The organism is Halomonas sp. DP1Y21-3 (assembly GCF_019801245.1).
Classification (GTDB): Bacteria; Pseudomonadota; Gammaproteobacteria; order Pseudomonadales; family Halomonadaceae; genus Halomonas; species Halomonas litopenaei.
This window is the reverse complement of record NZ_JAHVJM010000007.1, coordinates 42750-68773: the sequence shown is the minus strand read 5'-3', so window position 1 is coordinate 68773 and position 26024 is coordinate 42750. Positions and strand designations below refer to the sequence as shown.

The following is a 26024-nucleotide window of genomic DNA, read 5'->3' as shown; positions in this document are numbered from 1 at the left end:
GGCCCCTTGGGCTTCAGCTACGGCCAGCGGCGGAAGATCAAGGAGGTGTTGATGCCGCCGAAGGCAAAGTTGTTGCTCATCACGTACTCGCAGTCGATGCGTCGGCCCTCGCCGCGCAGGTAGTCGAGCTCTGCACAGGCCGGGTCAGGATGGTCGAGATTGAGGGTGGGGTGAAACCAGCCCTCGCGCATCATCTCGATGGCGACCCAGGCCTCGAGGGCTCCGCAGGCCCCCAGGGTGTGGCCGGTGAAGCTCTTGAAGGCGCTGACCGGCTGGCGCTCGCCGAATACTGCCCGGGTTGCCTGGCTCTCGGCGATGTCGCCACGATCGGTGGCGGTGCCGTGGGCGCTGACGTAGCCGATCTGGGCGGGGCTGACGCCGGCATCGTCGAGGGACTGGCGAATCGCGCGCTCCATCATGGCGGCGTCGGGCTGGGTGACGTGGCGGCCATCGCTGTTGGTGCCGAAGCCGACCAGTTCGGCGTAGATGCGGGCGCCGCGAGCCTGGGCATGCTCCAGGTCCTCGAGGATCAGGCTACCGGCGCCTTCACCGATCACCAGGCCGTCGCGGTCGCGGTCGAAGGGGCGCGGCGTTGCCTCGGGGGTGTCGTTGCGGGTGCTGGTGGCGAACAGGGTGTCGAAGACCGCCGCCTCCGAGGCGGACAGTTCCTCGCAGCCGCCGGCGATCATCGCCTTCTGACGGCCGAAGCGGATCGCCTCGTAGGCGTAGCCGATGCCCTGGCTGCCTGAGGTGCAGGCGCTTGAGGTGGTGTGAATCCGTCCCCGTAGGCCGAGAAAGACGCCGATATTGACCGGCGCGGTGTGGGCCATCATGCGGATGTAGGAATTGGCGTTGAGGCCGTCGGTGGACTTGTTGATCAGCATGTTGCCGAAGTCGGCCACGGCGTCGGGCTCGCCGGCGGAGGCCCCGTAGGCGATGCCCATCTCGCCGCTGCCCAGCAGGTCGCTGTCGAGCAGCCCGGCATCCTCGAGCGCCAGCTCGCTGGCGCGGGTGGCCATGCGCGCGCCGCGCCCCATGCTACGCAGGGCCTTGCGATGGTAGTGGGCGGGCAGGCTGAAGTCTTCCACCGGGGCGCCGAGGCGAGTGTTGAGCCCATCGTAGACGTCCCACTCGGGAAGGTGGCGAATTCCACTTTCACCGCGCTGCAGTCGGGTCTTGATCGTGTCCCAGTCGTTGCCGACGGGAGAAAAGCCGGCCATGCCGGTGACCACCACGCGGCGGCCAAGTCCATCGGCTCGATGTCCATTGTGATGCATCAGCAGAGGCCTCCATTGACGGCGATGACCTGGCGGGTGATATAGCCTGCGTCCTCGGAGCACAGGAAGCTGACGGTGGCGGCCACTTCCTCGGCGCGACCGCTGCGGCGCATCGGAATCGCCTTCAGCGCTTCCTCGCTGGCCAGACCCTCGGTCATGTCGGTGTCGATCAGTCCCGGGGCCACGGCGTTGACGGTGATCCGGCGCTTGGCCAGCTCCACCGCCAGGGCCTTCACCGCGCCGATCAGGCCGGCCTTGGCGGCGCTGTAGTTGACCTGGCCACGATTGCCCATGATCCCCGACACCGACGACATGACCACGATGCGGCCTGGCCTGCGGCGTCGCACCATGGGCATGGTGATCGGCTTGACCACGTTGTAGAAACCGTTGAGACCGGTATCGATGACGCTGTCCCAGTCGTCATCGGTAAGCGCAGGGAAGGCGCCGTCGGCGGTGATGCCGGCGTTGCAGACCACCCCGTGGTAGGCGCCGTGGACCTCCATGTCGGCCTCGAGAGCGGCTCTGGCGGCGTCTCTGTCGATGACGTCGAAGCAGAGCACGCGGGCGTCACGGCCTAGGGCGCGAACTTCGTCGGCCACCTGTTCGGCGGCGTCACGGCGGCTGCGGCAGTGGACCACGATATCGAAGCCATCGCGGGCGAGCCTCAGGGCGATGGCGCGGCCAATGCCCCGACTGGAGCCGGTGACGAGCAGGGTATCGGTCATGGCGCTGAATCCTCGAGCATGGCCGACAGGGTCTCGGCGCTGTCGGGTTGAAAGACGTTGAGGGTGGCGTGGGCCAGGTGCCGATCCTCGGTGTCGCGCAGTTCACCACGAAAGGCGCCGAGTCCATTGTCGGCGCGGTAGTCGAGTTCGACCTTGACCTCGACAGGGGAATCGAAGACGAAATGCTCGACGTCGCAGTGATAGTGCCGTGAGCCCAACAGAAAGCCGATCCGGGGTTCGCCTCCGGCCTCGCGGGCGGCCCGCCCGGACCAGGCGGCAATGGCCTGGGCCAGCCACTCCAGGCCGACCCAGCCGGGAATGCCGTGGTCATTGGCAAAGGGGTCCTGCCGGTCGGGCGTGATACGGGCGATCAGATGTTCCTCACCGATCTCCAGCACGCTGTCGAGCAGGCACATGGCGCCGGAGTGGGGCACCAGGTCGGCGATAGGGGGCAGCGCGTCTGCACTGCCGGATGAAGAGGCATCAGTGGACATAAGGGGTGCTGTCACGGGAGTCGGAAGTGTCGTCATGGCGCGCGCTCCATCACCAGGGCGATATTGTTCCCACCAAAGGCGAAGGCGTTGGTCAGGGTACGGCGCACCTCGGTGGCTGGCGTCGTATCAGATCCGCACAGCGAAAGCGCGGGCAGTTGCGGGTCTGCTGCGTGCAGATGTGGCGGCCGCCGGTTGTGGTGCATGGCCAGCCAGCAGAAGGCTGCCTCCAGCGCGCCGCAGGCGCCCAGAGTGTGGCCGGTGAGGCTCTTGGTCGAGCCACAGGCCACGCCATCGGGGAAGGCTTGAGCGACCGCCCGGGACTCCATGCTGTCGTTCTGTCGGGTGGCGGTGCCGTGGAGATTCAGATAGTCGATCTGATCCGGACCGAGGCCGGCCATCTCGAGAGCGGCGCGCATGGCCTCCAGAGCGCCCATGCCGTCGGGGCGAGGGGCGGAGATATGGTGGGCGTCGCTGGTCTCGCCGCAGCCGCTGAGCTGAACGCCGCCGGGTTCGGCGGTGACCAGGAACAGTGCGGCGCCTTCGCCCAGATTGATGCCGTCGCGATCCTCGGCGAAGGGGCGACAGGGCTCGTCGCTGACCGCCTCGAGGGCGGCAAAGCCGTTCACCGTAAGTCCGCACAGGCTGTCGGCGCCACCGGCGATGACGGCGTCGCACAGCCCCGCCTTGAGCATCCGCCTGGCGCTGGCCAGGGCCTTGGCGCTGGAGGTGCAGGCGGTCGACAGGGTATAGGCGGTGATCAGACGGATATCCGGCCGCTCGGCGGCCAGGCGCCAGGCCAGAAAGTCGGACGCTGCGCCGATCTCGTGGCGGCAGTAGTTGAAGGGCTCCGGCCACTGGCCGCTGGCGGCACGATGGGCCACCGCCGCCTCGGTCTCGCCGATACCGGAGGTGCTGGTGCCCAGCACGACGCCCAGGCGTGCCCCGGGATGGCTGGCAAGGTAGTCATCAAGGGTCGGCCGCAGACGCGCGAAAGCGGCGTCCAGCAGGCGATTGTTGCGCGAACGATGGCGCGCCGGCCAGTCACCGTCGTCGGGCAACGGCGTGGTCACGGTGCCCAGCCACAGCGGCCTGCCGGGGGTGTATTCATCGTTTCGTACCAGACCGTGCTGGCCGTCGAACAGCCGCGCGGCGATGGTCGAGAGGTCATCCCCCAGGGGGCAGACCAGTGCCGGCGCATGCAGTCGGCAGGGTGTCTGCGCAGGTGTCACGTCGAGGGGCATGGTGAATCGGTCACTGCGTTATGGTTGGTGGTGGTCGTGCTGACGCTGCTGTTCGGGCTTTTGTTCTCGCGGGCATCCGGGGAGGGCGCGAGGGTCGCCACGCTGAGCCGGTAGTCAGCCTCGATATCATGAATCACGTGGCAGGTCGGCGTCATCTCGAGTCGCACCGCCAGGCGGCCCTGATGATAGATGCGGCGCTCGTGGTCGCGCTGCGCGAGCGACCAGTCACTGCCGGCGAAGGCCTCGCGCAGGCGTGCTTCGGGCCACAGGCTGAAACTCAGGCGGCTGGCCAGCCAGTCGGCGCTGAAAGGCGGCTCGAAGGCGGCGCCCGGGGCGAAGCGCGCGCCCTCGTCATCCTGCACCAGGGTCAGCAGTCGCTGGCCCTGAGGGCTTATCAGCGCCAACTGAAGCTGCTGGTGGTCATGACGCAGCACGCCGAGCAGCACGCGGCGCTCGCCCTGGTGCTCGAAGGTCAGCCGCTGGGTCTGAGCGCTGATGGGCGCTAGCGTGTGCAGTGCCGGCATCGGCGCCACGCCTGGACCCAACCCGCAGGCGCCGAGCAGGCAGAGTATCACCAGCGCCGCGAAGGACCTGCCTGGCCCACGCAGCCTGGCCCAGGGGCTCGACCACCCGCCATTTGGCGGGTGGAGCGGGAGCGTAGAGCGCACCTTCACGGAGCGACGGCCTGGCTGTCCAGTTCGCAACGCTCGGCCAGGCTGGTGAGGCGTCGACGGCTGGCGGCGACAAAGGGGTTGTCGATGTCCCAGGCGTATCCCGCCAGCACCGAGGCGATCATCTGACGCACCCGGGGCTGTTGATCCGGATGGAAGATGACGCGTGGCAGGCGGCCGTCGTACCAGGCATCGACAAACTCGCGGAAGGTGGCGACACCACGGCGCAGCGGTGCTTCAAAGGCCTGCGCCCAGTCCACGGCGTCGCCGTCGAGCTGGTCTGCGACCAGCGGCGCCGCGCGCAGCGCCGAGTCCAGCGCGATGGTGACGCCGGAAGAGAACACCGGATCGAGAAACTCGCCGGCGTTGCCGAGGATGGCATAGCCGGGTCCGTGCAGGCGGGTGATATCGGCGGAGTAACCGTCGATGCGCTGGACCTCGCGGGTGGCCGTCGCGTCCTTGAGCAGGCGAGCGTAGCGGGGCTCCTGACCCAGCATCGCCCACAGCCGCTGGTCGTCGCTGTCGCCGGCGCTCACGAGCAGCTCGGGACTGGCGACGACACCGACGGAGGCCCGCCCGTCACGGAAGGGGATCAGCCAGTACCACACGTCCGGGTGGGTCGGGTGGACGCCGATCAGAATCTTGTCGCGGTCATGCTCGGCGCGATCGATGCGATCTTCGACGTGGGTGAACAGCGCACAGCGAGTGGCCAGGCTGGAGGGGCGGTCCAGCGCCTCCAGGCGTGCCAGCACGCGGCCATAGCCGCTGGCATCGAGGACGAAGCGGGCTTCGATGTCGAAGCACTTCCCGTCATCGTCGACACAGCTCAGTCGCGGCCTGAACGGATCGGCGCGAAAGTCGCTGACGCTGACGCCGAAGTCGACGCGCGCCCCCGCCGCCCTGGCACCCTCGATCAGGCGCTGGTCGAAGTCCTCACGGGGCACCTGCCAGGTGGTGCCGGGGCCATCGCTGAACTTGTCACGGAAATCGATGGCCGCGTAGTCGTCGCCCCGGCAAAAGGCGGCGCCGTTTTTCGGCTGGTAGCCACCGGCCTTGGCCGCCTCGAGCAGGCCGCAGCGCTCCAGGTGCACCATGCACTGGGGCAGCAGGCTTTCGCCGATGACGAAGCGCGGAAAGTGGGTGCGCTCCAGCACCCTGACCGAATAGCCCTTGCGCGCAAGCCAGGCAGCGGCCGCCGCGCCCGAGGGGCCGGCACCGATGATGGCGACGTCGGTATCAGGTCGATCTTCCATGGGATGAACTCTCCAGTTCTTGGGTGTCGCTTCCTGCGACACCCCGGTGGGCGGCCACGCCAGCGCGTTCCGTCGCGCCTCGGGCCAGGGGGACCAGGCACCAGGTGGCAACCAGTCCGATCAGGCAGGTCTGACCAAGAAAGTGCAGTGCTGGCGTGGCGCTGAAAGCCAACAGGCCGAACGCCAGCAGGCTAGACGCGCAGGACAGGCTGATCGCCAGCCATGCGCCCGGGTCTTGCGGGTGCTCGGTGCTGAAGATACCGGCGTCGAGGCCGATGCCGAGCACCAGCAAAAGGCCCAGCAGGTGAAACAGGGTCAGGCCGGTGTGGCTCAGTGCGTAGAGACCCAGGGTGATGATCGCTGCGCCCACCGGCGGCAGCAGCACCCGCCAGGCGTGGCGACGGTAGCGAAGGCCGAACACCACCACCAGCAGTGCCAAGGCGAGTGCCAGCCAGCGCACCAGCTCCTCGCTGAGCAAGGCGAGCTGCTGCGACAGCGCCGCGACCCGATCGCGATAGATCACGTCCGGCGACTCGGCGAGCTGCGTCAGCGCCTTCGATGCGGTGGCGTCCACCTCACCGATGGTGATCAGGGCGGCGGGGCGTTCGAGGCCATCGAGCCAGAGCGCACGGTCGGCTTCGCCGGCGCGGCTCGACAGCCAGGTCTGTGGGGACAGGTAGGGCACCTCGTGTAAAGGATCTTCAAGGCGCGGGATCAGCGTCGAGGGCAAGCCGGCGGCCGTCAGCAGCTCCGGCAGAGCCGCGGCGTAGCGCTCGCGCACCCGTTCGAGGTTGTGCTTCTGGGTCTGCATCGACGGTACCGCCTGGGCCAGGTGGCGATGGGAGGACAGGTGGCCCCCCCGTTCGAGCCGGGGCAGCGGCTCGTCGAGCTGTTCCAGGCGCTTCAGCAGGGCATCCGGGGTCTCGGCGCTGACGATCAGGTAGCGGAAGCTGGCCGGACGCTCGAGCAGCGTCTGCACCCGCTGCTGTTCGGCGATCAGTGCAGCCGGCGACGGATTAAGCTGGCGCAGGTCATGGCTGGTGGTACTCCGGGTCAGCGCCAGCACGGCAGCCACAACCAGCACCAGCGCCAGGGCGGGATACACCCAGCGCTGGCCGCGGCCGACACGCAATCGATCGAGCCGCCTGGCGATGGTGGCGGTAGCCGGGTGGTGATAGAGCGGCAGCCGTGGCAGCCACAGACGCACGCTGAGCCAGGCGCCGAGCAGGCCGAGTGCGGTGAAGGTGGCCATCTGGCGCAGCCCCGGCAAGGGAGTTGCCAGCTGCACCAGGTAGGCGCACAGGCTCGAGGCCAGGCCTAGCGTCAGGCCCGGCCAGAACACGCGCAGCGAGCGCCCCGGGTTGAGTTGGCGGGTGCATTGCAGGTGCAGCGCGTAGTCCACCGACAGACCGATCAGGCTGGCGCCGAAGGCCAGGGTGATCAGGTTGAGCGAGCCGAAGATCAGCCAGGTCAGCGCGCTGGCAAACACCAGACCGGTGGCCACCGGCAACAGCAGCGTGGCGATCACCAGCGGGCGGCGGAACACCAGCGCCAGCAACGCCAGAATGCCGAACAGCGAACCCAGACCGATGGTGGCGATCTCGTGACTCGCCTGCCTGGCACCGGCGGCGGCATGGAACACCAGCCCGGCGCGCAGCAGGGTCAGCTCGGGATGCGCCTGGCCGAAGCGCTCCAGCACCGCACTCAGCTCTTGCTGCAGTGCCATGTCGTAGGGGCTGGCCGCCAGGGTTGCGCCGATCAGGCTCCACTCGGTCTTGTCGGTGACCACCCCGGGGCCGCCGGGGTGCCAGCTGACCGGGCCCTGGAAGCGTGCCTCGAGCCAGCCGTCGAGCAGGCCGAAGGGGTCGCGCTCGAGATCGGCGTCGACGCCCGGGGCGAACAGCCGTGACAGGCCGCGCTGGCGCCAGGCCTCGGCGTCTTGGCGGGCCAGCGAATCGGTCAGCAGGCGATAGCGATAGGGGGCCAGGGTCTGGTCCGGGCGCGGCGGTGATTGGCTATCCAGGCTTGCGATGATGCCGCTGGCCGTCAGCGCCTGGCGAAGCTCGTTGACCGCCTCCACGGGGGCGGCGTGCGGCGTCGCGTCGCTCGCGACCAGCAACAAGAAGCGGCGCTCGAAAGTGGACGCAAGGCTGTCATCGGCGCGGGCGATCAACTCGCCCTGCTGATGTTCGGGCAGCAGGGCGGTGATGCGGGTATCCAGTGGCGCACCGCGCAGCACCTGCACGGCCAGCAGCACGATACAGGCCAGCAGCACCAGTCCCCAGCCGCGACTCGCCAGCAGCGCGCCGCGGGCTGAATCAGTGCCCCCGAGACTCATGCGCTGGGGGCTCCGGACAGGGCGTCACAGAGCAGCGGCGACAACTCGAGGCGCAGACGGTCGCCGTCGGTGAAGCTGACCTGAAGGTGCTCGACCTGCTCGGCGCCGTCCAGTTCGATCCCTTGCAGGCGCTCGGCGATGGCCCTGTCCAGGGGCGCAAGTTGTGCCTGCCAGTCATTGAGGTTGCCGCCAAGGCGCACGCTGAAATGCCCTTCAAGGCTCGCCCAGTTGCCGTCGAACAGTCCCGTCAGAACGGGTAGCAGGGCCTTGAGCCCGGGTGGCAGTTCGGGGTTGTCGGCGGACAGCACGACCCGATCCTCGATCGGGCTCAGGGTCTGCCAGACCAGCCCCGAGGGCTGGCGACGAAAGTAGCCGGCGCTGGGCAGTTCGGTCTGCAGGTCCGCCATCCAGCGGTTCTGCTCGAAACTCACGCAGGCCGGCTGATGCTGCTCCAGTTGCCGGCTCAACTGCGGCAGACTCGGTACCGTGCCGGTGGAGGCAACAGTAGCCGTTGCCAGCATCGGCAGCACCAGCAGGGTGCCCGCCAGGACGCCCCTCAAGGCTCGGCTTTTCCCGTGAGCCCAGTGAGCCCAGTGAGGCCGGTGTGAACGGTGGTACATGGAGCTGTGGTTCATGGTTGCGCCTCCTGCCAGGCGATCAGCCGCTCGATCAGCGCAGGTGGCGAGGCCAGGCGCATCTCGCCATCGTCCAGGCCCACCGCGACCTGGACCGACCAGGCGCGGGTCAGGCGCTTGCGGCTCTCGGCGCAGCGGATGGTGTAGTCGATCTTGAGGCGGTTTTCCCATTCGCTCAGGCGAGCCTCGATGGCCAGGCGCTGGGCGAAACGAGCGGGCGCGGCGTAGCGCAGGCGCAGATCGATGATCGGCCAGGCGAAGCCCGATGCGCGCATCTGCAGGTAGTTGTAGTCGATGGCGTCGAGCAACCGGCAGCGGGCGATCTCGAGATAGCGCACGTAGTGGCCGTGCCAGGCCACCTCCATCATATCGACGTCGTGAAAGGGCACCTCGAGCTCCACCTCGGCTCGGGGGAGCGGGCGATCGTCAGGCGTCATAGAGCCTCCAGTGACGGCGGCGTATCAGGCCACAGAGGTGGTTGAGGTCGCTGTCCATGGCGCGGTCCTCGGCCAGGGGGGCGACGTCGCGGCGCACGCTGTCGACGAAGGCCGCCAGGCGCTCGGGAACGGCGCCGGCGTCGTTCAGTCGGCTGCGCAGTTCGACGCCCTGCACCGCGGCGTGCAGGGTCGCGGCAGCCACCTGCTCGACCAGGGTCAGCACGCGCAGGGCATCGCGCGCGGCGATGGTGCCCATGCTGACCTTGTCCTGGTTGTGGCACTCGGTGGAGCGCGAGAAGACGCTGGCCGGCATGGTCAGCTTGAGCGCCTCGGCGGTCCAGGCGGAGGCGCCGATCTGTACCGCCTTGTAGCCATGATTGAGCGCGAGGCGCTCGGCACTGGCGCCGCTCAGGTTGCTCGGCAGCCCATGGTTGTAGCGGCTGTCCACCAATAGTGCCAACTGCCGGTCGAGCAGGTCGGCCAGATTGGCGGCGGCCTGCTTCAGACTGTCCATGGCAAAAGCCACGTGGCCACCATAGAAGTGGCCGCCGTGCATCACCTTGCCGGCCTCGGCATCGATCAAGGGGTTGTCATTGGCGCTGTTGAGTTCATTGGTCAGGAACTGCCGCCACCAGGGCAGGGCGTCTTCGACGACGCCGATTACGTGGGGCGCGCAGCGGGTCGAGTAGCGATCCTGTAGTCTGGGGGAGTTACGCGGGGTACGCGGTGCGTGCAGGTCCTGGCGCAGCCTTGCGGCCACCTGCTGCTGTCCCGGGTGCGGCTTGGCGGCAAACAGTTCGGCATCGAAGTGGTAGGGGTTGCCGTCCAGCGCCTGGACCGACAGCGCGGTGATGCGCGTCGACAGTTGTGCCAGGTAGGCGCAGCGGGCAAAGGCCAGGCAGCCCAGCGCGGTCATCACCGCGGTGCCATTCATCAGCGCCAGGCCTTCCTTCGGCTTCAGTTTATAGGGGGCCAGGCCGCGCTCGGCCAGGGCCTCGGCGGCCGGACGGCGGGTACCATTGTCGATGACCTCGCGCTCACCACACAGCACCGCGGCCAGATAGGACAACGGCGTCAGGTCACCGCTGGCGCCGACCGAGCCTTCTTCGGGAATCACCGGCAGCACGTCGTGCTCGAGCAGCCAGGCCAGCCGCTCGAGCAGCTCGAAGCTGACCCCGGACACCCCCTGGCACAGCGATACCAGACGCACCAGCACCACCGCCCGGGAAGCCTCGATGTCGAGGTCCTGGCCCATGCCGCAGCCATGGAAGGTGTACAGCTGGCGGGGCAGGTCGTCGATGTCCTGATGGGCCACCGGTCGGGTACAGGCGTCGCCGTAGCCGGTGGTGACGCCGTAGACCACGCCGTCTTCTTTAAGCAGGCGCGCGAGAAAGCGCTGGCCGCGCTCGATGCGCGTGCGAAACTCGGGAGCTGGCGACAGCGCGACGCACCGGCGGCGCTGGGCCACATCGAGTACGTCCTCCAGGCTCAGGGCGCCGCCATCGAGGATCAAGGGGGCGGTCGGCTCAGCGGGGTGGGTCATGGTCAGTCGTCTCGTCGGCGATCCAGAAAGGAAAGAAGTTGAACCACTGCAACGGGTGGCGCTGGACGCGCCAGGCCAGGTCGGCGCAATGGCGTTGCATGGCCTCGGCGATCCAGGCGCTGCGGCCACGGCGCCCTAACCGCGAGGTGTCGTCGATCAGGTCGAAGTCGACCACAAAGCCGTCGCCATCACGCACACAGGCAAGCCGGTAGAGCCGACAGCGCAGCAGGCTGGCGAGCAGGAAGGGGCCCTCGGGAAAGGGCGCCGGTGCACCGAGAAACTCGAGCGCACGGGTACGGCCCTGGCGCAAGGGAATGCGATCGGCGGCGATGACCACGAAGCCTCCGGCGCGGATGCGCGCGTCCAGGCGCTGGGCGCTGGACGGTGAAATCTCGCTGACCTCGAGAATCTCGGGGCGACGGCGGCCGGTGGCGCGCTCCAGCAGTTCGTTGAACTTGCGCGCGTTGCGGGTGTGCATGATCACCGTCAGGTCCAGCGAGGGGTGGCGTTCGCTGAGGGCGTTGACGATGTCCAGATTGCCGTGGTGGGCGACCAGAATCAGGCCCCCATGGCCGCCGTCCACGGCCTGGGCGAAGTGCTGTACACCGTCGCCGGACAGCCGCGAGGGGGGATACTCGCCGTTCCAGGCGGCCACCTTGTCCATCAGCGAGCGACCAAAGCACAGAAAATGACGAAAGCTACGCGCCCGCAGCCGCAGTGGCTGTCGTTCGAGCGCCGGATCGAGCCGTGTCAGGTAGTCCTGGGAGGCGCGCCGGGCGGTGCGGTGGGACAGGTAGTACCACAGGATCACCGGCCACAGCAGTAGCTGGAAGGGCCAGTCGCCGAAGCGTCTCAGCCAGACCATGAACAGCATCCCCGAGAGGGTGCCGCGCTCGCCGATGGCGGCCCAGTGGCGGTTCATGGCTGCCTCCGATGGCGCCACAGCAGAGCGGGCAGGCGGGGCCACATGGCCACGAACAGGCGGGCGTGCATGGCGCTGATCTGGGCGTTGTCGCGCCACAGGGCGAAGTGGCTGACTCCCTGCTCGGGGTAGTGCACCCGTACCGGCAGGTTGGTGAGTTCGCCACCGGCCCAGTACCAGCGCACCAGCACCTCGGTGTCGAAGGTCATGCGATCACCACAGGGGTGCCGACGTAGCAGGCCATTGACGGCAGCCAGGGGGTAGAGACGTACCCCACACATGGAGTCGCGAATCCGCCGCGACAGGGTGTTGATCCAGACCCACACATGGGTGGCGTAGCGGCCGTACAGCCGGGCTCTGGGCACGCTGTCATCATAGCGGGCGTAGCCGACCAGCAGACGATGGGGCGTCTGGTGCATGGCATCGATGAAGGCAGGCAGGTCGTCCGGGTGGTGCTGGCCATCGGCGTCGACCTGCAATGCGTGGCTGTAGCCCAGCCGCTCGGCCTCGAGCAGCCCACTGCGCACCGCCGCGCCCTTGCCACGATTGCGCTGGTGGGTCACCAGCGCGTGGCCGTCGCTGGCCAGACGCTCGAGCTCCCGGCGACAGGACGGTTCACTGCCGTCGTCCACCAGGATCACCGGCAGGCCCAGATCGACGAGCCGCCCGACCACTCCGGCCACACTGTCGGGGTGGTTGTAGACCGGTACCACGGCGCAGGGGCGGGGCTCAGTCATGGCGCGCCTCCAGCCGGACCCTGCCGCCGGCGTGGCGACCCTTCGGCGAGTCGAACGAGAAAGCGATGCCATCGGTACGACGCTTGAGCGTCAACGTCAGGCGCTGGCCGGGACGCAGGACCTTCTGGAACTTCAGCCGGTCGACGCCGCGAAAGGCGCAAAGCGCCGGATACCGCTCACGCGCGTGGTGGATGGCCCACTGCACCAGCACCACCCCGGGCACCAGCGCGAAGCCCTCGAAGTGGCCTTCCAGATAGCGCAGACGCTCGGGTACCTCGAGGGTGATGCGCTGCTCGTCATCGACGTCCACTGCGCCCAGCCAGCGCGGCAGACGATCGTCGTCGAGGTCATCGAAGAAGCGACGCAGGGTAGCGTGATCGTGCTTGCCCTGGGGATTGAGTGGAAGCGACTCGACGAAGCGCCAGTAGCGCGGAATCGCCGACGGCTCGTGCTCGCTGGCGAGGTGCTCGCGCAGGGTCGAGATCAGCCGTCTTCTGGCCTCGTGCTGCTGGGGTAGCGCATCGCCGGCCACGGCCAGCACCACGCCGAGCCTTCCGTCGCGCAAGTCGAGATCCACGCAGCGGGCGTCATCGACAACCTCGTGCTGACACAGACGTTGTTCCAGCGCCGTCAGCGAAACACGCTTGCCGCCGATCTTGGCCAGTCGGTCGCGGCGCCCCAGCAGGCGAAAGCCCTCGCCCTGGCGCTCGACCCGGTCGGCCTGGTCCCACCACTGCTCCGGCCGGGCCAGAAAGGGCGAGCGCAATCGCAGGGCGCTGTCATTCAGGTCCAGTTCGACCCCGGGGAACGGTGTCCAGAGATCACCGCTCGATTGCCGACGATGGGCGATGCCGCCGGTCTCGGTGCTGCCGTAGATCTCGATCACCGGGCTATCCAGCAGACGCTCGCAGCGCATGGCGTCGTCCCTGGACAGCGGTGCCCCGGAGCACAGTACCCGGGCAATGCGCTGGTGGTGCAGGGCCAGGTGCTGCGGCAGCCGCGACAGTTGCGCGGGGCTCGCGACCAGGCAAGCGTCCAGCCCGACTGCGGTTGCCTCGCTGACCCGTTGGGCCATCACCTCGGGGAAGCGGCTGTCGTCGCCACAGAAGGGCGCGCCGTGACACAGCGGTGCCAGAATACCGGCGAGCAGGCCGTAGATATGCTGGTGACTGACCTGACAGACCACGGCTGTCTGTGTCAGCGGCCACAGTGCGGCGTGACGCTCGAGCTCTTCGTCGAGTTGGCGAAAGCACTTGGGCTCGAGGCTTGGCTGGCCGGTGGAACCCGAGGTGCACAGCACCACCGCCTCTTTTTCCGCCGCCTCGCTGTCAGCCGCCACCACCGTCGCACCGGCAGAGTTCCGATCGGTTTCCCGCTGTGTAGTGGCGAGGGAATCCGGGGCAGGAAGATCCTGGGTGTCTTCCGGCGATGGCTCGGCGGGGAGTCGGCCGACGACCAGCGGCATCAGTCGCGCCAGAGTGGCGGGACGATCATCGCCGGGAAGCAGCGCGCTTTGTCCGCTTTCCCAGAGTGCCAGCAAGGCTGCAGTAAAAGTGATCGGGTCTGGGTCGAGCAGCAGCCAGCGTCCGTGCGGGCGAGGGGCGAGCCAGGCGAGCCAGGCGTCGATTCGCCGGCCAAGATCCCGGGAATGGCACCAGCGGGAGGACAGGTGCCGAGCGTCCGGCCAGGCCTGTCGCCAGGGGCGATCTGCCAGACACAGATAGCCGTCACGGGTTGTCGGGGCGCCGATGGTGGGGCGTGTCATGAGGAGGAGCTCCGCAACCGGCGACGGCACAGCCATTCGCCGGTAAACATCAGGGCGATCAGGCCATAGCTGATAACGCCGTTGTACAGGGTCCAGACGTCCAGGTCCGCAAAGGCCGCCGTCCAGGCAGCGATACCGCCATTGATCAGGAAGAACAGGCACCAGGCCTGGGTGACGCGCCTGGTATAGCGCACCCCGGCGGGGGGCAGGTCGGGCTCCTTGAGACGCGCCAGGCGTTCGATCACCGGCATGCCTCGCCACAGGCTGGCGGCGAAAGACGCCAGCAGCACCGCATTGACGGCCACCGGGTAGCCGCGCATGCCAAGCTCGGCATCGACGGCAAGCCCCACCGCCAGCAGCGCCAGGGCGGCAAGGATCGCCAGACCGCGTGTCTGGGGCAGGCGCCAGGCGATCAGCCCGCAGCCAATCAGCAGCAGTGGCCAGGGCCCCAGGGTGCCCTGCAGCCACCACACCGGCAGCGGCCAGCTCAACGACAACGCGGTGGCAAGCACCACGACGGTAGTGGACAGCGTGCGCAAGACCGGGCTCAGTCGCGCATCAGCTGATCGACGGAGTTGACCACATCATCGATGCTGCGCACCGACTTGAAGGCCTCGGGATCGATGCGCCGACCGGTGAACTGCTTGAGTTCGACCACCAGATCGACGGCGTCGATGCTGTCGATGTCGAGGTCTTCGTAAAGACGGGCCTCCGGGGTTACCTCGGCAGGAGAGACTTCGAACAGCTCGACCAGGGTACGTTGCACGTGGGTGAGAATCTGTTCACGGCTGATGGCGGCTTCAGTTGACACGGCGTTCCTCCACCAGTGCTTGCAGCGCCGCCAGGCTGGCGAAGTGGCGGCGAGTATCCTCGGCCTCGGCGTCAAGGGTGACGCCGTAGCGCTTCTGCAGCGCCAGCCCCAGTTCGAGGGCATCGATGGAGTCGAGCCCGAGGCCCTCGCCGAACAGCGGCGCATGGTCGTCGATGTCCTCGGGGGTGACATCCTCGAGTTCGAGGGTGTCGATGATCATGTGCTTCAAATCAAGCGACAGCGGTACGCTTTGGTTCATGGTGGAGGCGCTCCAGTTCCCTGTTGAAGTAGTGGCTCAGTTCCCGCGTCAGTTGTCGGGCTTGCTGGCTGGTCGGTTGGTTTGACGCCGGCTCTGGCGGCAGGTCGTCGAGTATATGCAGGTCCATCTGAACCTTGCGCCGGGGGATGTGATACCAGGGCTCACCCTTGGTCAGGGTGGTGGGCGAGCATTTGATCAGCACCGGGGTGATGGCGCTGCCGGTGCGCAGGGCGATGTTCGCTCCACCACGGCGGAACTTTATCGGGCGACCGGGCGTGGTGCGCGTGCCCTCGGGAAACAGGATCAACGAATTGCCCCGGGCAAGGCTGTCCCGCGCGGCCTCGAGCAGTGCCTGGGGATCGCGGTTGGTGATATAGCCGGCGACACCGATCGGCCCGCGGGTGAAGGGGTTGGTGGCGAGTCGGCCCTTGACGATGCAGTCGGCGTTGGGGGTATAGGCCAGCAGGAACACCACATCGATCAACGACGGATGGTTGGCCAGAATCAGACGGCCGCCACGGGCGAGTCGCCCACGACCTTCCAGGCGATAGTCGAGTACCCCGAGGCCCTTCATCAGCGCAATGAAGGCGCGAAAGACCCGCTGGATCAGACGCCTGGCCAGGCGTTGGCGACGCATCGGGTCGCGCATCCCCAGGTGCAGCAGCGGTGCCACCACCAGGCCGATGATCAAGCCGCCAATGCCGAAGGCAGTGAAGGACAGGAAGGTGCCGATGCCGCGCCGCCACTGGTCCAGCGTCATGCTTCCTCCAGGCGCCAGCCCGGGGCGGCGGCGAGACGTGGACTGCAGCCACCAAGCCAGTCGATGACGTCGAGCGGCGTCGGAGCCGCCCCTGGCGTGGCGTCCTCGGTTACCAGCGCCCGGCCCTGGGTCAGTGACAGTCGCAGGCCCACCGCGCAGGCGTGCCCCGGGTGCGGCGTGCAGTCGATATAGTCGCCGGGAAGCGTCCCTTCGCTGAACACAATGACCACCGCTTCATGGCCCTCGGCCAGGTAGCCACGGGCTTCCCACAGCAAGGCGTTGAACTCGTTGCCGCTGGCGCCGAGCGCCTGTAGCGGGCGGTAGTGATGGTTGGCGATGGCGTGGACGCCCAGGGTGGCGTTGTGCACCGACATCGAAAAGCGGGTAGGCGAGAGCGGTTCCTGATTCGCCAGAGCCTTCAGCATCGACAGAGTAAAGTTGGCGTCGCCGTGGCGGGATGCGTGGATCAAGGGACAACGCGCCTCGGGATCGAGCCCTGCAAGAATATCGCAGGTGGCCCGACCGGCATTGTCCAGTCGGCGCCGGAGCATGGCCGGTAGCGAGACTCCCGGCTTGTCTGAGGGCAGTAGTCGGGCATCCTTCGTCGCGTTTTCTTCGCGGAGAGGATCCCAACCAAGCCATTCACTTAGGCGTAGTTGTTCCATGCTTAAAATCCGCCTGAGCGAAAAGGTAAATTTTACCGCTAAATCTGCACCTATCCAAGCACGTTAATTATCAGTATTACGTCGAAAAAGGGGTGTTTGGTCGCGTTTTTTTCTGATTGGTGCAGATGTCGATAGGCGCGCGGTGTAAGCAAGGTTGGGCTCGATAAGGCCTTTCAAGGAAAGTTGCTCCGGAAAGTACCGAGATCAGACACCAAAGCCACATCAAACAGGGCTTTAAGATGCGACATATGTGGGACGACATGGTGGCGTGTTTCATTGCTGTCCAGATCACAGCGGTCGCATGTGGTGTAGGAGGCCTCGGTGGTAGTCCGTCGGCGCTATTCGGGGTGCGAGCTGCTGCAAAGGCACAACCTGACTTTCTTGTCGAACCAGAATGGGCCACCGAGGCGGCCCGTTTTTGTCCGTGTACGTCAATGCCGAGCGAGTGGCCGGGCATCGGCGCAGCGAGGCTGACAGCTCGTGCCTGATCAGGGCGTCGCCTTCTGGGCGATGGCCTGGCGATAGCTTTCAAGCGTCAGCTGATTGCTGGTCGCCCAATCGCTGTCGACCACCATCTGCATGCGATCCTTCAAGTGGGCGTGGATCGGTTCCAGCTGTCGTGCGTCGGAAAAGGTGAACTCGGTCTCGATATCGGTGTTCAGGGCGATAGCCCAGAAGCCCGGCTTGACCCAGGTCCAGAAGCGGGTCACACCGATATCCACGGTGGTCACGTCGTCGCTGGCGTCGGCGCTGTTGACTACATTCCAGCCTGCGTCCTCGAAGCCTTCGCTGGCGTAGACGCGCACCAGCTCCGTGATGGTCTTGTCTTCCGGCAGCAGCACGTCGCCGAGCGCCTTGCCGTAGCCATTGCGCTTGCGTCCGATGGCCCGGGACTTGAGCTCGTCCGTCGCCGCCTCGGCGCCCTCGAAGCCCAGTGATGGAATGTCGGCGGAGCGGGGGGCCTCCTCGAAGTGCCGCTGATCAGTGACGTTGCGTATGTACAGGCTGGGGCCTGTGTGTGCCTGGCTGACTGTCCCGGTATTGGGTGTCTGTACGTCCACGGTGCTACGACTGGTGGCGCATCCCTGCAGAAGGGCGGCCGCCACAATGATGGCGGCCAGCATGATCCTTTTCATATGTCGTTCCCTGATGTCTTGATGATGAGCAATATCGTTGTCGGCAGCAGAGCGATCAGTGCCGAAGCGGAAAAATATCAGTATTGGTTGAACAAGTGCAGCTAGCACGCGCCGAGGTTGTGTCGTAAGACAATGTAATGCAGGTGTTGGAATGTAAATGTCTAACTTTTGTTAACTTTGCGTATAGGGTTTAATTTACTGATATAGAAGAAATATTCTGATGTTTTGCACGTAAGGTGCCGAGATGGAGGTTTGAGAGTTGCAGATCTCTTGCCTATAAGGGAATGGCTTGTTTGGCGGTGTGACTGGTAGTTGGCGCCGACCGGACCGATGACGGCCCACGCCTGGTGGCGTGGAAGGCTCATTTCCCGAGCAAACAACGGAGTGTTTGTCATGGCGAAGAATCCGTACACCCAACCGAATCGAGACGAGGCTCATGACACTGAGCGTCGTACCGACGCCAACAGCAAGTCCGACAATCTCGAGACCTACCGCAGTGATGCGACCGGGCATGACCTGCGTACCAACCAGGGCACCCGGATCGCGGACAACCACAATTCGCTGAAGGCCGGCGAGCGCGGCCCGACGCTGATGGAAGACTTCATCTTCCGCGAGAAGATGAATCACTTCGATCACGAGCGCATTCCCGAGCGTATCGTCCATGCCCGCGGTGCGGCGGCCCACGGCTACTTTCAGCCCTATGAGGCGGCGGCAAGGTACTCCAAGGCGGGACTGTTTCAGGATACCGGCAAGAAGACGCCGGTATTCGTGCGCTTTTCCACCGTGCAGGGCGGGCGCGGGTCCAATGACACCGTGCGCGACGTGCGCGGCTTTGCCACCAAGTTCTACACCGACGAGGGTAACTGGGACCTGGTGGGCAACAACATGCCGGTGTTCTTCATTCAGGACGCGATGAAGTTTCCCGACTTCGTGCACGCGGTGAAGCCCGAGCCCCACAACGAGATTCCCCAGGGGCAGTCGGCCCACGACACCTTCTGGGACTTCGTCTCGCTGATGCCCGAGAGCGCCCATATGGTGCTGTGGACCATGTCCGACCGGGCCTTCCCGCGGCACTACCGCTATATGGAAGGCTTCGGCGTCCACACCTTCCGGCTGATCGATCGACAAGGCAAGGCCCGCTTCGTCAAATTCCACTGGAAGCCGCTGGCGGGCACCCACTCGCTGATCTGGGACGAGGCCCAGAAGCTGTGGGGTCGTGATCCAGACTTCAACCGCCGCGAGATGTGGGGCGACATCGAGAATGGCGATGCCCTGGAATGGGAGCTCGGCATTCAGGTGGTCGAGGAAGAAGACGAGCATGCCTTCGACTTCGATATCCTCGATCCGACCAAGCTGATTCCCGAGGAGCAGGTGCCGGTGACTCCCATCGGCAAGATGGTGCTGGATCGCAACCCGGACAACTACTTTGCCGAGACCGAGCAGGTCGCCTTCAACCCCGGCAATGTGGTGCCCGGCATCGACTTCAGCAACGATCCGCTGCTTCAGGGGCGCCTGTTCTCCTATCTGGATACCCAGATGCTGCGTCTGGGTGGCCCGAACTTCCACGAGATCCCGATCAACCAGCCGGTGTGCCCGTTCCACAATCACCAGCGCGACGCTCCGCACCGTCAGACCATCAACAAGGGCCAGGTTTCCTACGAACCCAACTCGATCGAGGATGGCTGGCCCCGGGAGACCCCGCCGGCGGAAGAAAACGGCGGTTTCGAGAGCTATCAGGAGCGCATCGATGCCCACAAGGTCAGGGCGCGCAGCGAGTCCTTCGGCGACCACTACTCCCAGGCCAGGTTGTTCTGGCATAGCCAGAGTGACGTCGAGAAAGAGCACATCATCGCCGCTTACGCCTTCGAGTTGTCCAAGGTCGAGCGTCCGTGGATCCGTGAGCGGGTGATCAAGGAGATCCTGCCCAATATCGACATGGAGCTCGCGCGCCGAGTAGGCGAGGTGCATGGTGTCAAGCCGCCGGAGCATCCGCCGGCACCCTCGGAAGAGTTGGGCACCACGTCGCTGGACGCCTCCTCGGCGCTTAGTTTGATGCATCGCGGTCAGCCGGATATTCGCTATCGCAAGGTGGCGATCCTGGCCGCCGACGGGGTCGACGGTGACCAGGTGGAAGCGCTGCAGAAGCGCCTGGAAGCCGAGGGGGCCCAGGGGCTCATCATCGCGCCGTCGATGGCGCCCGTGGCGACCGTTCAAGGCGGCACCCTGACCCCGGATGCCATGCTCAACGGACTGCCGTCGGTGACTCTGGACGCCGTGGCGGTGGCCCCTGGCGATGACAGTGTCAAGGCGCTGGCGGGTTCCGGCCTGGGGCTTTACTACGTGCAGGAGGCCTACAAGCACCTCAAGCCGATCGCTGCACTCGGCGACGGTGCCAATGTGCTGCAGGCGGCTGGCATCGAGGTGCCGGAAGACGGCGTGTTCTCGGCGCAGACCGTGGACGATCTCTACGCCGATTTCCAGGAGGCGATTCGTGGCCACCGGGTCTGGTCGCGCGACGCCAAGGCCAACGACATGCCGGCCTGAGGTCCGGCGATGGCAGACCCCTTTGAACTGGCGGTCAGCACAGCAGCCCCCGAGGAGACTCGGGGGCTTTTTTTGGGTTCATCGCATTTTGCCGGGAAATGCGGCGCGGATCTTCAGGAAGAAGTACGCCGTGTCGCGTTATCCATAGGCCATCCGCCGATCGGACCTGATCCACGGCTTGCTGTTGGGGCTATTGGCCGGTCTTACCCATGCCCTGTATTCGTGGACGGCACGCCGCCTCATGCAGCGGGGCATCGCTCCCCGGGCCGCCATGAGGGCCACCTTTGACCACCTTTGGATTGGGTGGCCTGATCTGAAACCTGTCCTCATGGTCGCCGAGGCCTTATGACTCCCAGACTTGCCAGCTGAGCCGAAACCAATCATTATTCGGCTCACAATGCGAGTCGAATATCGTTGTCATTCGGCTCCTCCGCCTTCTTGGAGGCCTGGCATGACCGATCACGCCTCGACATGGATCTGGCAGCATCCTGACTGGCCGAACTTCACCTGGCACGCGGCCGAGATTCAGCCGCGGGTCCAGGCATGCTGGAGGGATCTCGGCATCTTGCTGGGACGCTCGTGGGCTCTGACATCCGCGGATGACCAGGACGCTGAGGCAAGAGCCGCCCTGGATACGCTACTGCAGAGCATCGTTACCTCTTCGGCCATCGAGGGAGAGCGTCTGAACGTGGTGTCAGTTCGCTCTTCCTTGGCCCGACGCCTTGGTGTGGAGGAGCCGGAGGGGGCTACCTCACCACGTGCTGAAGGCCTGGCGGAGTTGATGCTGGATGCCACCTTCAAGCCTGACACGCCGCTGGACACCACCAGGCTGTTTCAGTGGCATCGGTGGTTGTTCCCTGATGCTGACGCGGGGCTTACGACGTTAAGGCCCGGGCAGTGGCGCGGAGTGGAGCCCATGCAGGTGGTCTCGGGTCGCCTCGATCGACCCAAGGTGCATTTCGAAGCGCCGCCGCGAGAGGGGTTGGAACATGAGGTTGATCAGTTCCTCACTTGGTTCGCGTCCAGCCGTCATGACCCCGAGTTGGATCCCCTGGTTCGAGCGGGCCTGGCACACTTCTGGTTTGTAACACTGCATCCATTTGAAGACGGCAATGGTCGAATTGCCCGGGCTATCGCTGATCGCGCCTTGGCGCAGGCGGATCAGCAGAGTATCCGCCTGTATGCCATGTCGGCTGCCATCCTGGAGCGCCGCGCTGACTATTATCGGCGCCTGGAAGCGAACCAGTGTGGCACGCCTGACCTGACGGCCTGGCTTGTCTGGTTCCTGGAGACGCTGGATGCCACCTTGTTGGATGTCCTGGGGAAGGTCGATCGGACGTTGGCCAAGGCCCGTTTCTGGCAGCACTTCAGGGCGGCCGGCCTGTTGCCTGAGCAGGTGAAGGTGTTGAACCGCCTGCTGGATGGCGGTGAGAGAGGCTTCGAACACGGCATCAGTGCGTCGCAGTACCAGAAAGTCGCCAAGGTCAGTAAGGCAACTGCCACCCGTCATCTCGCAGGGCTGGTCGAGAAGGGTTGCTTGGTAAAGCTTCCAGGAGGTGGCCGCAGCACGCGCTATCAGGTACCGGAACGGTTTCATCAGGACAGCGGGGAGTAGGTGTTCGCCGTAATGACACGAGGAGAAGGAGTGCCGAGCCATACTGCTGAGACCCGCGGTTGCGGGGAACGGTAGGAGACGGGGTGCCGCCCTCTCGACCTCGGTAAGGCACGTTGTCGACAGCTAGCTTGGCCTTTCCCCAATAGCGATAATAACTCGTTGAGACCGCCACATTTTTTTCTTCGACTCCGCTCAAGCGCACCACTGGTGACCCTGAGTGCAAGCATCAGCCGGTGTAAGCGTCACCTGGATGAAAGGTGCAGGAGTAAAGACGGTTCCCTCAAGCTAAATAAATTGCCTGAAGTGCGCATCATTGCCCGAGCTGATATCGACCTTGGTTGAGTCATCAGGAGATGTCTTGCAAGAGATATCGGCGATGACGTACTGATCGGTGAGACGTTGTTTTTTCTGCCACCGCCACTTTCACGAAGTTGGCGGTTTTTTGTTGCTGTTTCCGTTAGTTACTTATTCAAGTGACTCACTATGTGGCGGATTGGTTGACTATTTGACCGTGTATGGGGCCTTGCCTTGAATGGGATGAATCAAGGAGGCGCCATGGATGAACTGATTCCCCCCAAAGACCGCTCCGGCACCCAGACCCTGAGTCGAGGGCTCGAAGTGCTGCAGTGCGTCGGGCGTGGTATTTCCACGATCAAGGCGCTGTCCCAGGCGATGCAGCTCCCTCGCAGTACGGTGGCCCGTTCCCTGTCCTGCCTGGTCAGAGACGGCTACCTGCACAAGGTGCCCTACAAGGGCTACTACCTCGGGGCGAAGTTGATCGAGCTGGGCGAACGGGCGGCGGAGCAGCAGCCCCTGGTCGATATTGCCAGGCCGTACCTGGAGGCGCTGGCCGAGCAGACGCGGGATACCGTGCACTTCGGGGTGCTCGACGGTGGCGATGTGCTCTACCTGTGCAAGTTGCCGGGCAAGCGGACTCTTGAGATGCGCTCGCGCACCGGAGGGCGCATGCCGGCGCTGGCCACTGCCCTGGGCAAGGCAATGCTGGCATCGAAGGATCCCTCCAGCTGGCCCGCCTACTATGCCGCCGTGCAGCAGGGATCCAGGCCACGCGAGGATGCTCCTGCACTCAAGTCATTCGCGGAGGTCCGTCGCGATCTGAAGGAAGCCGACGTGCGCGGCTGGAGCTTCGACTGGGAAGAAAACGAGTACGGCATCCGCTGTGTCTCGGCACCGGTCAAGAATCATGTCGATAACGCCGTGGCCGCCGTCAGTGTCACCAGTGTCATCAGCTTTATGCCGAGAGACCGCATGGCAGCCTTGGGCCCCCAGGTCAAACGCACCGCCGACACCATCTCGCGAGCTCTTCGAGGTGAAAGTTAGCAAGCAGCATAGCGTCCAGGCGCGGTCGCGCGTGGCGCTCTGTGCCTGGCAGCCACCACCCACACCGGAGCGTGAGATGGACGTATTGGTCGATACCGGCCCCTGCAGCGCCGGGGATGACATGAAAGGACCACCGATGATGCTGGCATCACCTGTCTCTGACGATGTCAGAGAGGCCGTTCCGCCTGTGGACAGTGGTTGTCTGGGATCTTGAAAAGGACACCTGCCATGAACATTGTCTTCTCCGATCTGGATCACGCCGACCATGACGTCGAGCAGGACATCCTGGCTTCCGCCGGATTCGACGCACCGATGCTGGCCTGTCGCACCGAGCAGGATCTGGTCGATCAGCTTACTGACGTGGACATCGCGCTCAACCAGTACGCCCCCTTCACCCGTCGGGTGCTCGAGGCGCTCCCACGACTCAAGCTGATCGTGCGCTACGGTGTCGGCGTCAATAACGTGGACCTCGAGGCGGCCACCGCCGCCGGGGTGCAGGTATGCAACGTACCCGACTACGGCATGAACGAGGTCTCCGACCATGCCCTGGCGCTGACGCTGGCGCTCACGCGCAAGCTGGTGCCGATGAACCTTGCCTGTCACCAGGGTCGCTGGGACTACGTCGAGGCCATTCCATTGCGGCGGCAGTCGACACAGACGGTGGGTCTGATCGGCCTGGGGCGGATTGGCCGACTGTACGCTCGGAAAGTCAACGCCCTCGGTTTCCGCGTCATCGGCTACGACGCCTTCTACCGCCCCAGTGCCGAGGATGGCACCGACTATATCGAAGCCGTCGAACTCGATTCACTCTACGGCCGGGCCGATGTGGTGGCGGTGTTCTGCCCGCTGACGGAGGACACCCGTCACCTGATCGACGCAGGGGCACTGGCCGCGATGAAGCCCGGGGTCTTTCTGGTCAACACCTCACGAGGCGGGATCGTCGACGAGGTGGCACTGGCCGAGGCGCTCGCCTCCGGTCACGTCGCCGGGGCAGGCCTCGACACCACCGAACGGGAGCCGCTGGAACCCGAGAGCCCGTTGTGGGCCCAGCCAAGCTGTCTGATCACACCGCACATGGCCTGGTATTCCGAGGACGCGGCTGCCGAGCTCAAGCGCAAGGTGGCCGAGGAGGCGGTGCGCTTTGCCAGAGGGGAGGCGGTGTACTGGGCCGTCAATCGGCTCGCGTGACCAACCCTCGAGAAGCGGATGCAGGATCGCTGTGACGACGGGCGCCTTGGTGCCCGTGCTCTTCAATGCCAACAACACCAACAAAGGAAGACCTCATGCCAAGACTCTCCAGAATGAAGCTGTCCCTGATCGCCGCGGCACTGGCGATGACCCCGGCGCTGTCTCAGGCCGAAACGCTGCGCATGTCCAGCGTGACCTCGACCTCGGCCAAGGACGCCAGTGTCGAGTTCAAGCGCCTGGTCGAAGAGCGGACCGACGGAGAGCTCAAGATCACGCTGTTCCCGGATAACCAGCTAGGCGATGACAGGGTAGTGGTGGAAAGCACCATCTTCGGTGATATCGACATCGGTATCTCCTCGACCAGTCCGATGGCCACGCTGTTTGCGGACCTGTACGTGTTCGATGCTCCCTTCCTGTTCCTGTCGACGGAAGCCACCTACAGTGCCCTGGACGGCGAGGTCGGCGACAAGCTCCTCGAGTCGCTGGAAAGCAAGGGCCTCAAGGGGCTGGCGTTCTGGGAGAACGGTTTTCGCAACTTCACCGATAGCGGCAAGGTGGTGGCCGAGCCGGCTGATCTGGACGGCATGAAGGTGCGGACCATGGAGAATGAGGTCCATCTGGCGGCCTGGCGCGCCTACGGTGCGAATCCGACACCGATGGCCTTCACCGAGCTGTTTACCGCGCTGCAGCAGGGGACCGTGGACGCCCAGGAAAACCCGTTGGGCATCATCGACGGCAATCGCTTCCAGGAAGTGCAGGACCATGTGTCGCTGACCCAGCACGTCTATACGCCCTACCTGGTGTTCATGAACCTCGACAGGTACAGCGCCCTCGACGACTCCCTGCGTGAGGCACTCGACGCCACCATCGATGAGATGACGACGTACCAGCGCGAGCGCTCCCAGCAGCTGGAAGGCGAGATCCTCGACAAGTTTGCCGATCAGGGGGTGACGGTGACCGAGATTACCCCGGAGCAAAAGGAGCTGTGGCGTGATGCCGCCGTCGAGGCCGACATCTATTCGCTGGTCAAATCGAAGATGGAGCATCCCGAGTACCTCGATGAGCTGTTGAAGCCATGACCCGATGAGGCCAGAAGGCGCCCGCTGCACGCGGGCGCTTCGCTGTAGCCTTGCCGACTTCTGTCATCACCCCGCTGCCAGGGAGAGAGCGGATGAAACTTGTGAGATGGCTCGATGAGTACGCGGAGATCTCGATCTGCGTGGCGCTGATGTCCGCGATGACGCTATTGCTCGCGGTGCAGGTGTTCATGCGATACATCATGGGCGCGTCGCTGTCCTGGTCCGAGGAGCTCGCGCGCTACTTCTTTATCTGGTTGATTTATCTTGGGATCAGCTACGGCGCCCGGGAAATGCGGCATATCAAGATCGACGCGGCGCTCAAGCTGTTCCCACGCTCGGCGCGTCACTGGGTGGTCATCCTGGGGGACCTGCTGTTTCTGGCCTTCGCGCTTTATGTGGTCTGGACCAGCTGGGCGGTCATAGAGCGCCAGCTGATGCTCGGCCAGGCCTCCCCGGCTATCGGTGTTCCCATGTGGGTGGTCTACGCGGCGCCTTTCGTCGGCTTCGCGCTGACCACCCTGCGCCAGGTGCAGAGCATTCGCTGGCGGCTTGCGCATCCCGACGCCGTACACGACAAGGAGGTGTGAG

The 26024-nt window shown here is 65.4% G+C and carries 25 protein-coding genes; 6 read left to right on the top strand and 19 right to left on the bottom strand.

What is annotated here, in order from left to right:
- Window positions 1-17: 17 nt before the first annotated feature.
- The 19 genes from KUV74_RS18675 to KUV74_RS18585 all read right to left on the bottom strand — a co-directional run bounded on the left by KUV74_RS18675 (window position 18) and on the right by KUV74_RS18585 (window position 17669).
- Complete coding sequence (locus KUV74_RS18675; protein WP_213230398.1) at window positions 18-1277, bottom strand: beta-ketoacyl-ACP synthase; 1260 nt, start codon at window positions 1275-1277, stop codon at window positions 18-20.
- Window positions 1277-2002: a 3-oxoacyl-ACP reductase FabG gene (fabG, locus tag KUV74_RS18670; RefSeq protein ID WP_222517081.1), complete on the bottom strand. Its 726-nt coding sequence runs from the start codon at window positions 2000-2002 to the stop codon at window positions 1277-1279. Before fabG ends, KUV74_RS18675 begins: the two co-directional genes overlap by 1 nt.
- Entirely contained in the window at window positions 1999-2496 is a 498-nt protein-coding gene (locus KUV74_RS18665; RefSeq protein ID WP_108133502.1) for a hotdog family protein, read from the bottom strand. The genes fabG and KUV74_RS18665 overlap by 4 nt, the downstream gene beginning before the upstream one ends.
- A gap of 32 nt (window positions 2497-2528) precedes the next feature.
- Window positions 2529-3737, bottom strand: a complete 1209-nt coding sequence (locus tag KUV74_RS18660; protein WP_222517080.1) for a beta-ketoacyl-ACP synthase — start codon at window positions 3735-3737, stop codon at window positions 2529-2531.
- On the bottom strand, window positions 3722-4261 hold the full coding sequence (locus KUV74_RS18655; RefSeq protein WP_213230404.1) for a DUF3261 domain-containing protein: 540 nt from the start codon (window positions 4259-4261) through the stop codon (window positions 3722-3724). The genes KUV74_RS18660 and KUV74_RS18655 overlap by 16 nt, the downstream gene beginning before the upstream one ends.
- A gap of 146 nt (window positions 4262-4407) precedes the next feature.
- Entirely contained in the window at window positions 4408-5661 is a 1254-nt protein-coding gene (locus KUV74_RS18650) for an NAD(P)/FAD-dependent oxidoreductase (RefSeq protein WP_222517079.1), read from the bottom strand.
- Window positions 5645-7999 (bottom strand): MMPL family transporter, encoded by a 2355-nt coding sequence (locus tag KUV74_RS18645; protein ID WP_222517078.1) that lies wholly within the window; start codon window positions 7997-7999, stop codon window positions 5645-5647. The genes KUV74_RS18650 and KUV74_RS18645 overlap by 17 nt, the downstream gene beginning before the upstream one ends.
- Window positions 7996-8634: a LolA-related protein gene (locus KUV74_RS18640; RefSeq protein ID WP_222517077.1), complete on the bottom strand. Its 639-nt coding sequence runs from the start codon at window positions 8632-8634 to the stop codon at window positions 7996-7998. The genes KUV74_RS18645 and KUV74_RS18640 overlap by 4 nt, the downstream gene beginning before the upstream one ends.
- Window positions 8631-9071 (bottom strand): acyl-CoA thioesterase, encoded by a 441-nt coding sequence (locus KUV74_RS18635; RefSeq protein WP_045993622.1) that lies wholly within the window; start codon window positions 9069-9071, stop codon window positions 8631-8633. Before KUV74_RS18635 ends, KUV74_RS18640 begins: the two co-directional genes overlap by 4 nt.
- On the bottom strand, window positions 9061-10614 hold the full coding sequence (hutH, locus tag KUV74_RS18630; RefSeq protein WP_222517076.1) for a histidine ammonia-lyase: 1554 nt from the start codon (window positions 10612-10614) through the stop codon (window positions 9061-9063). Before hutH ends, KUV74_RS18635 begins: the two co-directional genes overlap by 11 nt.
- Window positions 10598-11536: a glycosyl transferase gene (locus KUV74_RS18625; RefSeq protein WP_222517075.1), complete on the bottom strand. Its 939-nt coding sequence runs from the start codon at window positions 11534-11536 to the stop codon at window positions 10598-10600. Before KUV74_RS18625 ends, hutH begins: the two co-directional genes overlap by 17 nt.
- A complete protein-coding gene (locus KUV74_RS18620) occupies window positions 11533-12273 on the bottom strand; it encodes a glycosyltransferase family 2 protein (protein ID WP_222517074.1) in 741 nt (246 codons plus the stop codon). Before KUV74_RS18620 ends, KUV74_RS18625 begins: the two co-directional genes overlap by 4 nt.
- On the bottom strand, window positions 12266-14038 hold the full coding sequence (locus tag KUV74_RS18615) for an AMP-binding protein (RefSeq protein ID WP_222517073.1): 1773 nt from the start codon (window positions 14036-14038) through the stop codon (window positions 12266-12268). The genes KUV74_RS18620 and KUV74_RS18615 overlap by 8 nt, the downstream gene beginning before the upstream one ends.
- Window positions 14035-14577 (bottom strand): hypothetical protein, encoded by a 543-nt coding sequence (locus tag KUV74_RS18610; RefSeq protein WP_261395575.1) that lies wholly within the window; start codon window positions 14575-14577, stop codon window positions 14035-14037. Before KUV74_RS18610 ends, KUV74_RS18615 begins: the two co-directional genes overlap by 4 nt.
- Window positions 14578-14585: 8 nt before the next feature.
- The gene (locus tag KUV74_RS18605; protein WP_222517072.1) at window positions 14586-14849 is read right to left on the bottom strand and encodes an acyl carrier protein; all 264 of its coding nucleotides are present in this window, start codon (window positions 14847-14849) and stop codon (window positions 14586-14588) included.
- Window positions 14839-15108: a phosphopantetheine-binding protein gene (locus KUV74_RS18600; protein WP_045993617.1), complete on the bottom strand. Its 270-nt coding sequence runs from the start codon at window positions 15106-15108 to the stop codon at window positions 14839-14841. The genes KUV74_RS18605 and KUV74_RS18600 overlap by 11 nt, the downstream gene beginning before the upstream one ends.
- A complete protein-coding gene (locus KUV74_RS18595; RefSeq protein ID WP_222517071.1) occupies window positions 15080-15868 on the bottom strand; it encodes a lysophospholipid acyltransferase family protein in 789 nt (262 codons plus the stop codon). Before KUV74_RS18595 ends, KUV74_RS18600 begins: the two co-directional genes overlap by 29 nt.
- Window positions 15865-16533, bottom strand: a complete 669-nt coding sequence (locus tag KUV74_RS18590) for a beta-ketoacyl synthase chain length factor (protein WP_222517070.1) — start codon at window positions 16531-16533, stop codon at window positions 15865-15867. Before KUV74_RS18590 ends, KUV74_RS18595 begins: the two co-directional genes overlap by 4 nt.
- Window positions 16534-17021: 488 nt before the next feature.
- On the bottom strand, window positions 17022-17669 hold the full coding sequence (locus KUV74_RS18585) for a flagellar biosynthesis protein (RefSeq protein ID WP_124805126.1): 648 nt from the start codon (window positions 17667-17669) through the stop codon (window positions 17022-17024).
- A gap of 393 nt (window positions 17670-18062) precedes the next feature.
- Here KUV74_RS18585 and katE point away from each other — a divergent pair, with 393 nt between their 5' ends.
- From katE to KUV74_RS18555, 6 genes are all read left to right on the top strand, one after another.
- On the top strand, window positions 18063-20213 hold the full coding sequence (gene katE / locus KUV74_RS18580; RefSeq protein WP_213230428.1) for a catalase HPII: 2151 nt from the start codon (window positions 18063-18065) through the stop codon (window positions 20211-20213).
- 451 nt (window positions 20214-20664) lie between these two features.
- Window positions 20665-21828 carry a Fic family protein gene (locus KUV74_RS18575; RefSeq protein WP_222517069.1) on the top strand — a complete coding sequence of 388 codons (1164 nt, stop codon included), beginning with the start codon at window positions 20665-20667 and terminating at the stop codon, window positions 21826-21828.
- Between the two features lie 555 nt (window positions 21829-22383).
- Complete coding sequence (locus KUV74_RS18570; protein ID WP_222517068.1) at window positions 22384-23169, top strand: IclR family transcriptional regulator; 786 nt, start codon at window positions 22384-22386, stop codon at window positions 23167-23169.
- A 228-nt stretch (window positions 23170-23397) separates the two neighbouring features.
- Window positions 23398-24357, top strand: a complete 960-nt coding sequence (locus KUV74_RS18565) for a C-terminal binding protein (protein ID WP_222517067.1) — start codon at window positions 23398-23400, stop codon at window positions 24355-24357.
- Window positions 24358-24452: 95 nt separating this feature from the next.
- Complete coding sequence (locus KUV74_RS18560; protein WP_222517066.1) at window positions 24453-25436, top strand: DctP family TRAP transporter solute-binding subunit; 984 nt, start codon at window positions 24453-24455, stop codon at window positions 25434-25436.
- Between the two features lie 92 nt (window positions 25437-25528).
- Window positions 25529-26023: a TRAP transporter small permease gene (locus tag KUV74_RS18555; RefSeq protein WP_045993609.1), complete on the top strand. Its 495-nt coding sequence runs from the start codon at window positions 25529-25531 to the stop codon at window positions 26021-26023.
- Window position 26024: the final 1 nt, after the last annotated feature.

Excerpts from the sequence above, each read along its gene's own strand:
- KUV74_RS18595 (WP_222517071.1), bottom strand. The coding sequence starts at position 15,868 with ATGACGCTGGACCAGTGGCGGCGCGGCATCGGCACCTTCCTGTCCTTC.
- KUV74_RS18575 (WP_222517069.1), top strand. The coding sequence starts at position 20,665 with ATGACCGATCACGCCTCGACATGGATCTGGCAGCATCCTGACTGGCCG.
- KUV74_RS18655 (WP_213230404.1), bottom strand. The coding sequence starts at position 4,261 with ATGCCGGCACTGCACACGCTAGCGCCCATCAGCGCTCAGACCCAGCGG.
- KUV74_RS18635 (WP_045993622.1), bottom strand. The coding sequence starts at position 9,071 with ATGACGCCTGACGATCGCCCGCTCCCCCGAGCCGAGGTGGAGCTCGAG.
- KUV74_RS18625 (WP_222517075.1), bottom strand. The coding sequence starts at position 11,536 with ATGAACCGCCACTGGGCCGCCATCGGCGAGCGCGGCACCCTCTCGGGG.
- KUV74_RS18565 (WP_222517067.1), top strand. The coding sequence starts at position 23,398 with ATGAACATTGTCTTCTCCGATCTGGATCACGCCGACCATGACGTCGAG.
- KUV74_RS18640 (WP_222517077.1), bottom strand. The coding sequence starts at position 8,634 with ATGAACCACAGCTCCATGTACCACCGTTCACACCGGCCTCACTGGGCT.
- KUV74_RS18620 (WP_222517074.1), bottom strand. The coding sequence starts at position 12,273 with ATGACTGAGCCCCGCCCCTGCGCCGTGGTACCGGTCTACAACCACCCC.
- KUV74_RS18585 (WP_124805126.1), bottom strand. The coding sequence starts at position 17,669 with ATGAAAAGGATCATGCTGGCCGCCATCATTGTGGCGGCCGCCCTTCTG.
- fabG (WP_222517081.1), bottom strand. The coding sequence starts at position 2,002 with ATGACCGATACCCTGCTCGTCACCGGCTCCAGTCGGGGCATTGGCCGC.
- KUV74_RS18675 (WP_213230398.1), bottom strand. The coding sequence starts at position 1,277 with ATGCATCACAATGGACATCGAGCCGATGGACTTGGCCGCCGCGTGGTG.
- katE (WP_213230428.1), top strand. The coding sequence starts at position 18,063 with ATGGCGAAGAATCCGTACACCCAACCGAATCGAGACGAGGCTCATGAC.
- KUV74_RS18555 (WP_045993609.1), top strand. The coding sequence starts at position 25,529 with ATGAAACTTGTGAGATGGCTCGATGAGTACGCGGAGATCTCGATCTGC.
- KUV74_RS18560 (WP_222517066.1), top strand. The coding sequence starts at position 24,453 with ATGCCAAGACTCTCCAGAATGAAGCTGTCCCTGATCGCCGCGGCACTG.
- KUV74_RS18650 (WP_222517079.1), bottom strand. The coding sequence starts at position 5,661 with ATGGAAGATCGACCTGATACCGACGTCGCCATCATCGGTGCCGGCCCC.
- KUV74_RS18645 (WP_222517078.1), bottom strand. The coding sequence starts at position 7,999 with ATGAGTCTCGGGGGCACTGATTCAGCCCGCGGCGCGCTGCTGGCGAGT.
- KUV74_RS18590 (WP_222517070.1), bottom strand. The coding sequence starts at position 16,533 with ATGGAACAACTACGCCTAAGTGAATGGCTTGGTTGGGATCCTCTCCGC.
- KUV74_RS18600 (WP_045993617.1), bottom strand. The coding sequence starts at position 15,108 with ATGAACCAAAGCGTACCGCTGTCGCTTGATTTGAAGCACATGATCATC.
- KUV74_RS18615 (WP_222517073.1), bottom strand. The coding sequence starts at position 14,038 with ATGACACGCCCCACCATCGGCGCCCCGACAACCCGTGACGGCTATCTG.
- hutH (WP_222517076.1), bottom strand. The coding sequence starts at position 10,614 with ATGACCCACCCCGCTGAGCCGACCGCCCCCTTGATCCTCGATGGCGGC.
- KUV74_RS18570 (WP_222517068.1), top strand. The coding sequence starts at position 22,384 with ATGGATGAACTGATTCCCCCCAAAGACCGCTCCGGCACCCAGACCCTG.
- KUV74_RS18665 (WP_108133502.1), bottom strand. The coding sequence starts at position 2,496 with ATGTCCACTGATGCCTCTTCATCCGGCAGTGCAGACGCGCTGCCCCCT.
- KUV74_RS18660 (WP_222517080.1), bottom strand. The coding sequence starts at position 3,737 with ATGCCCCTCGACGTGACACCTGCGCAGACACCCTGCCGACTGCATGCG.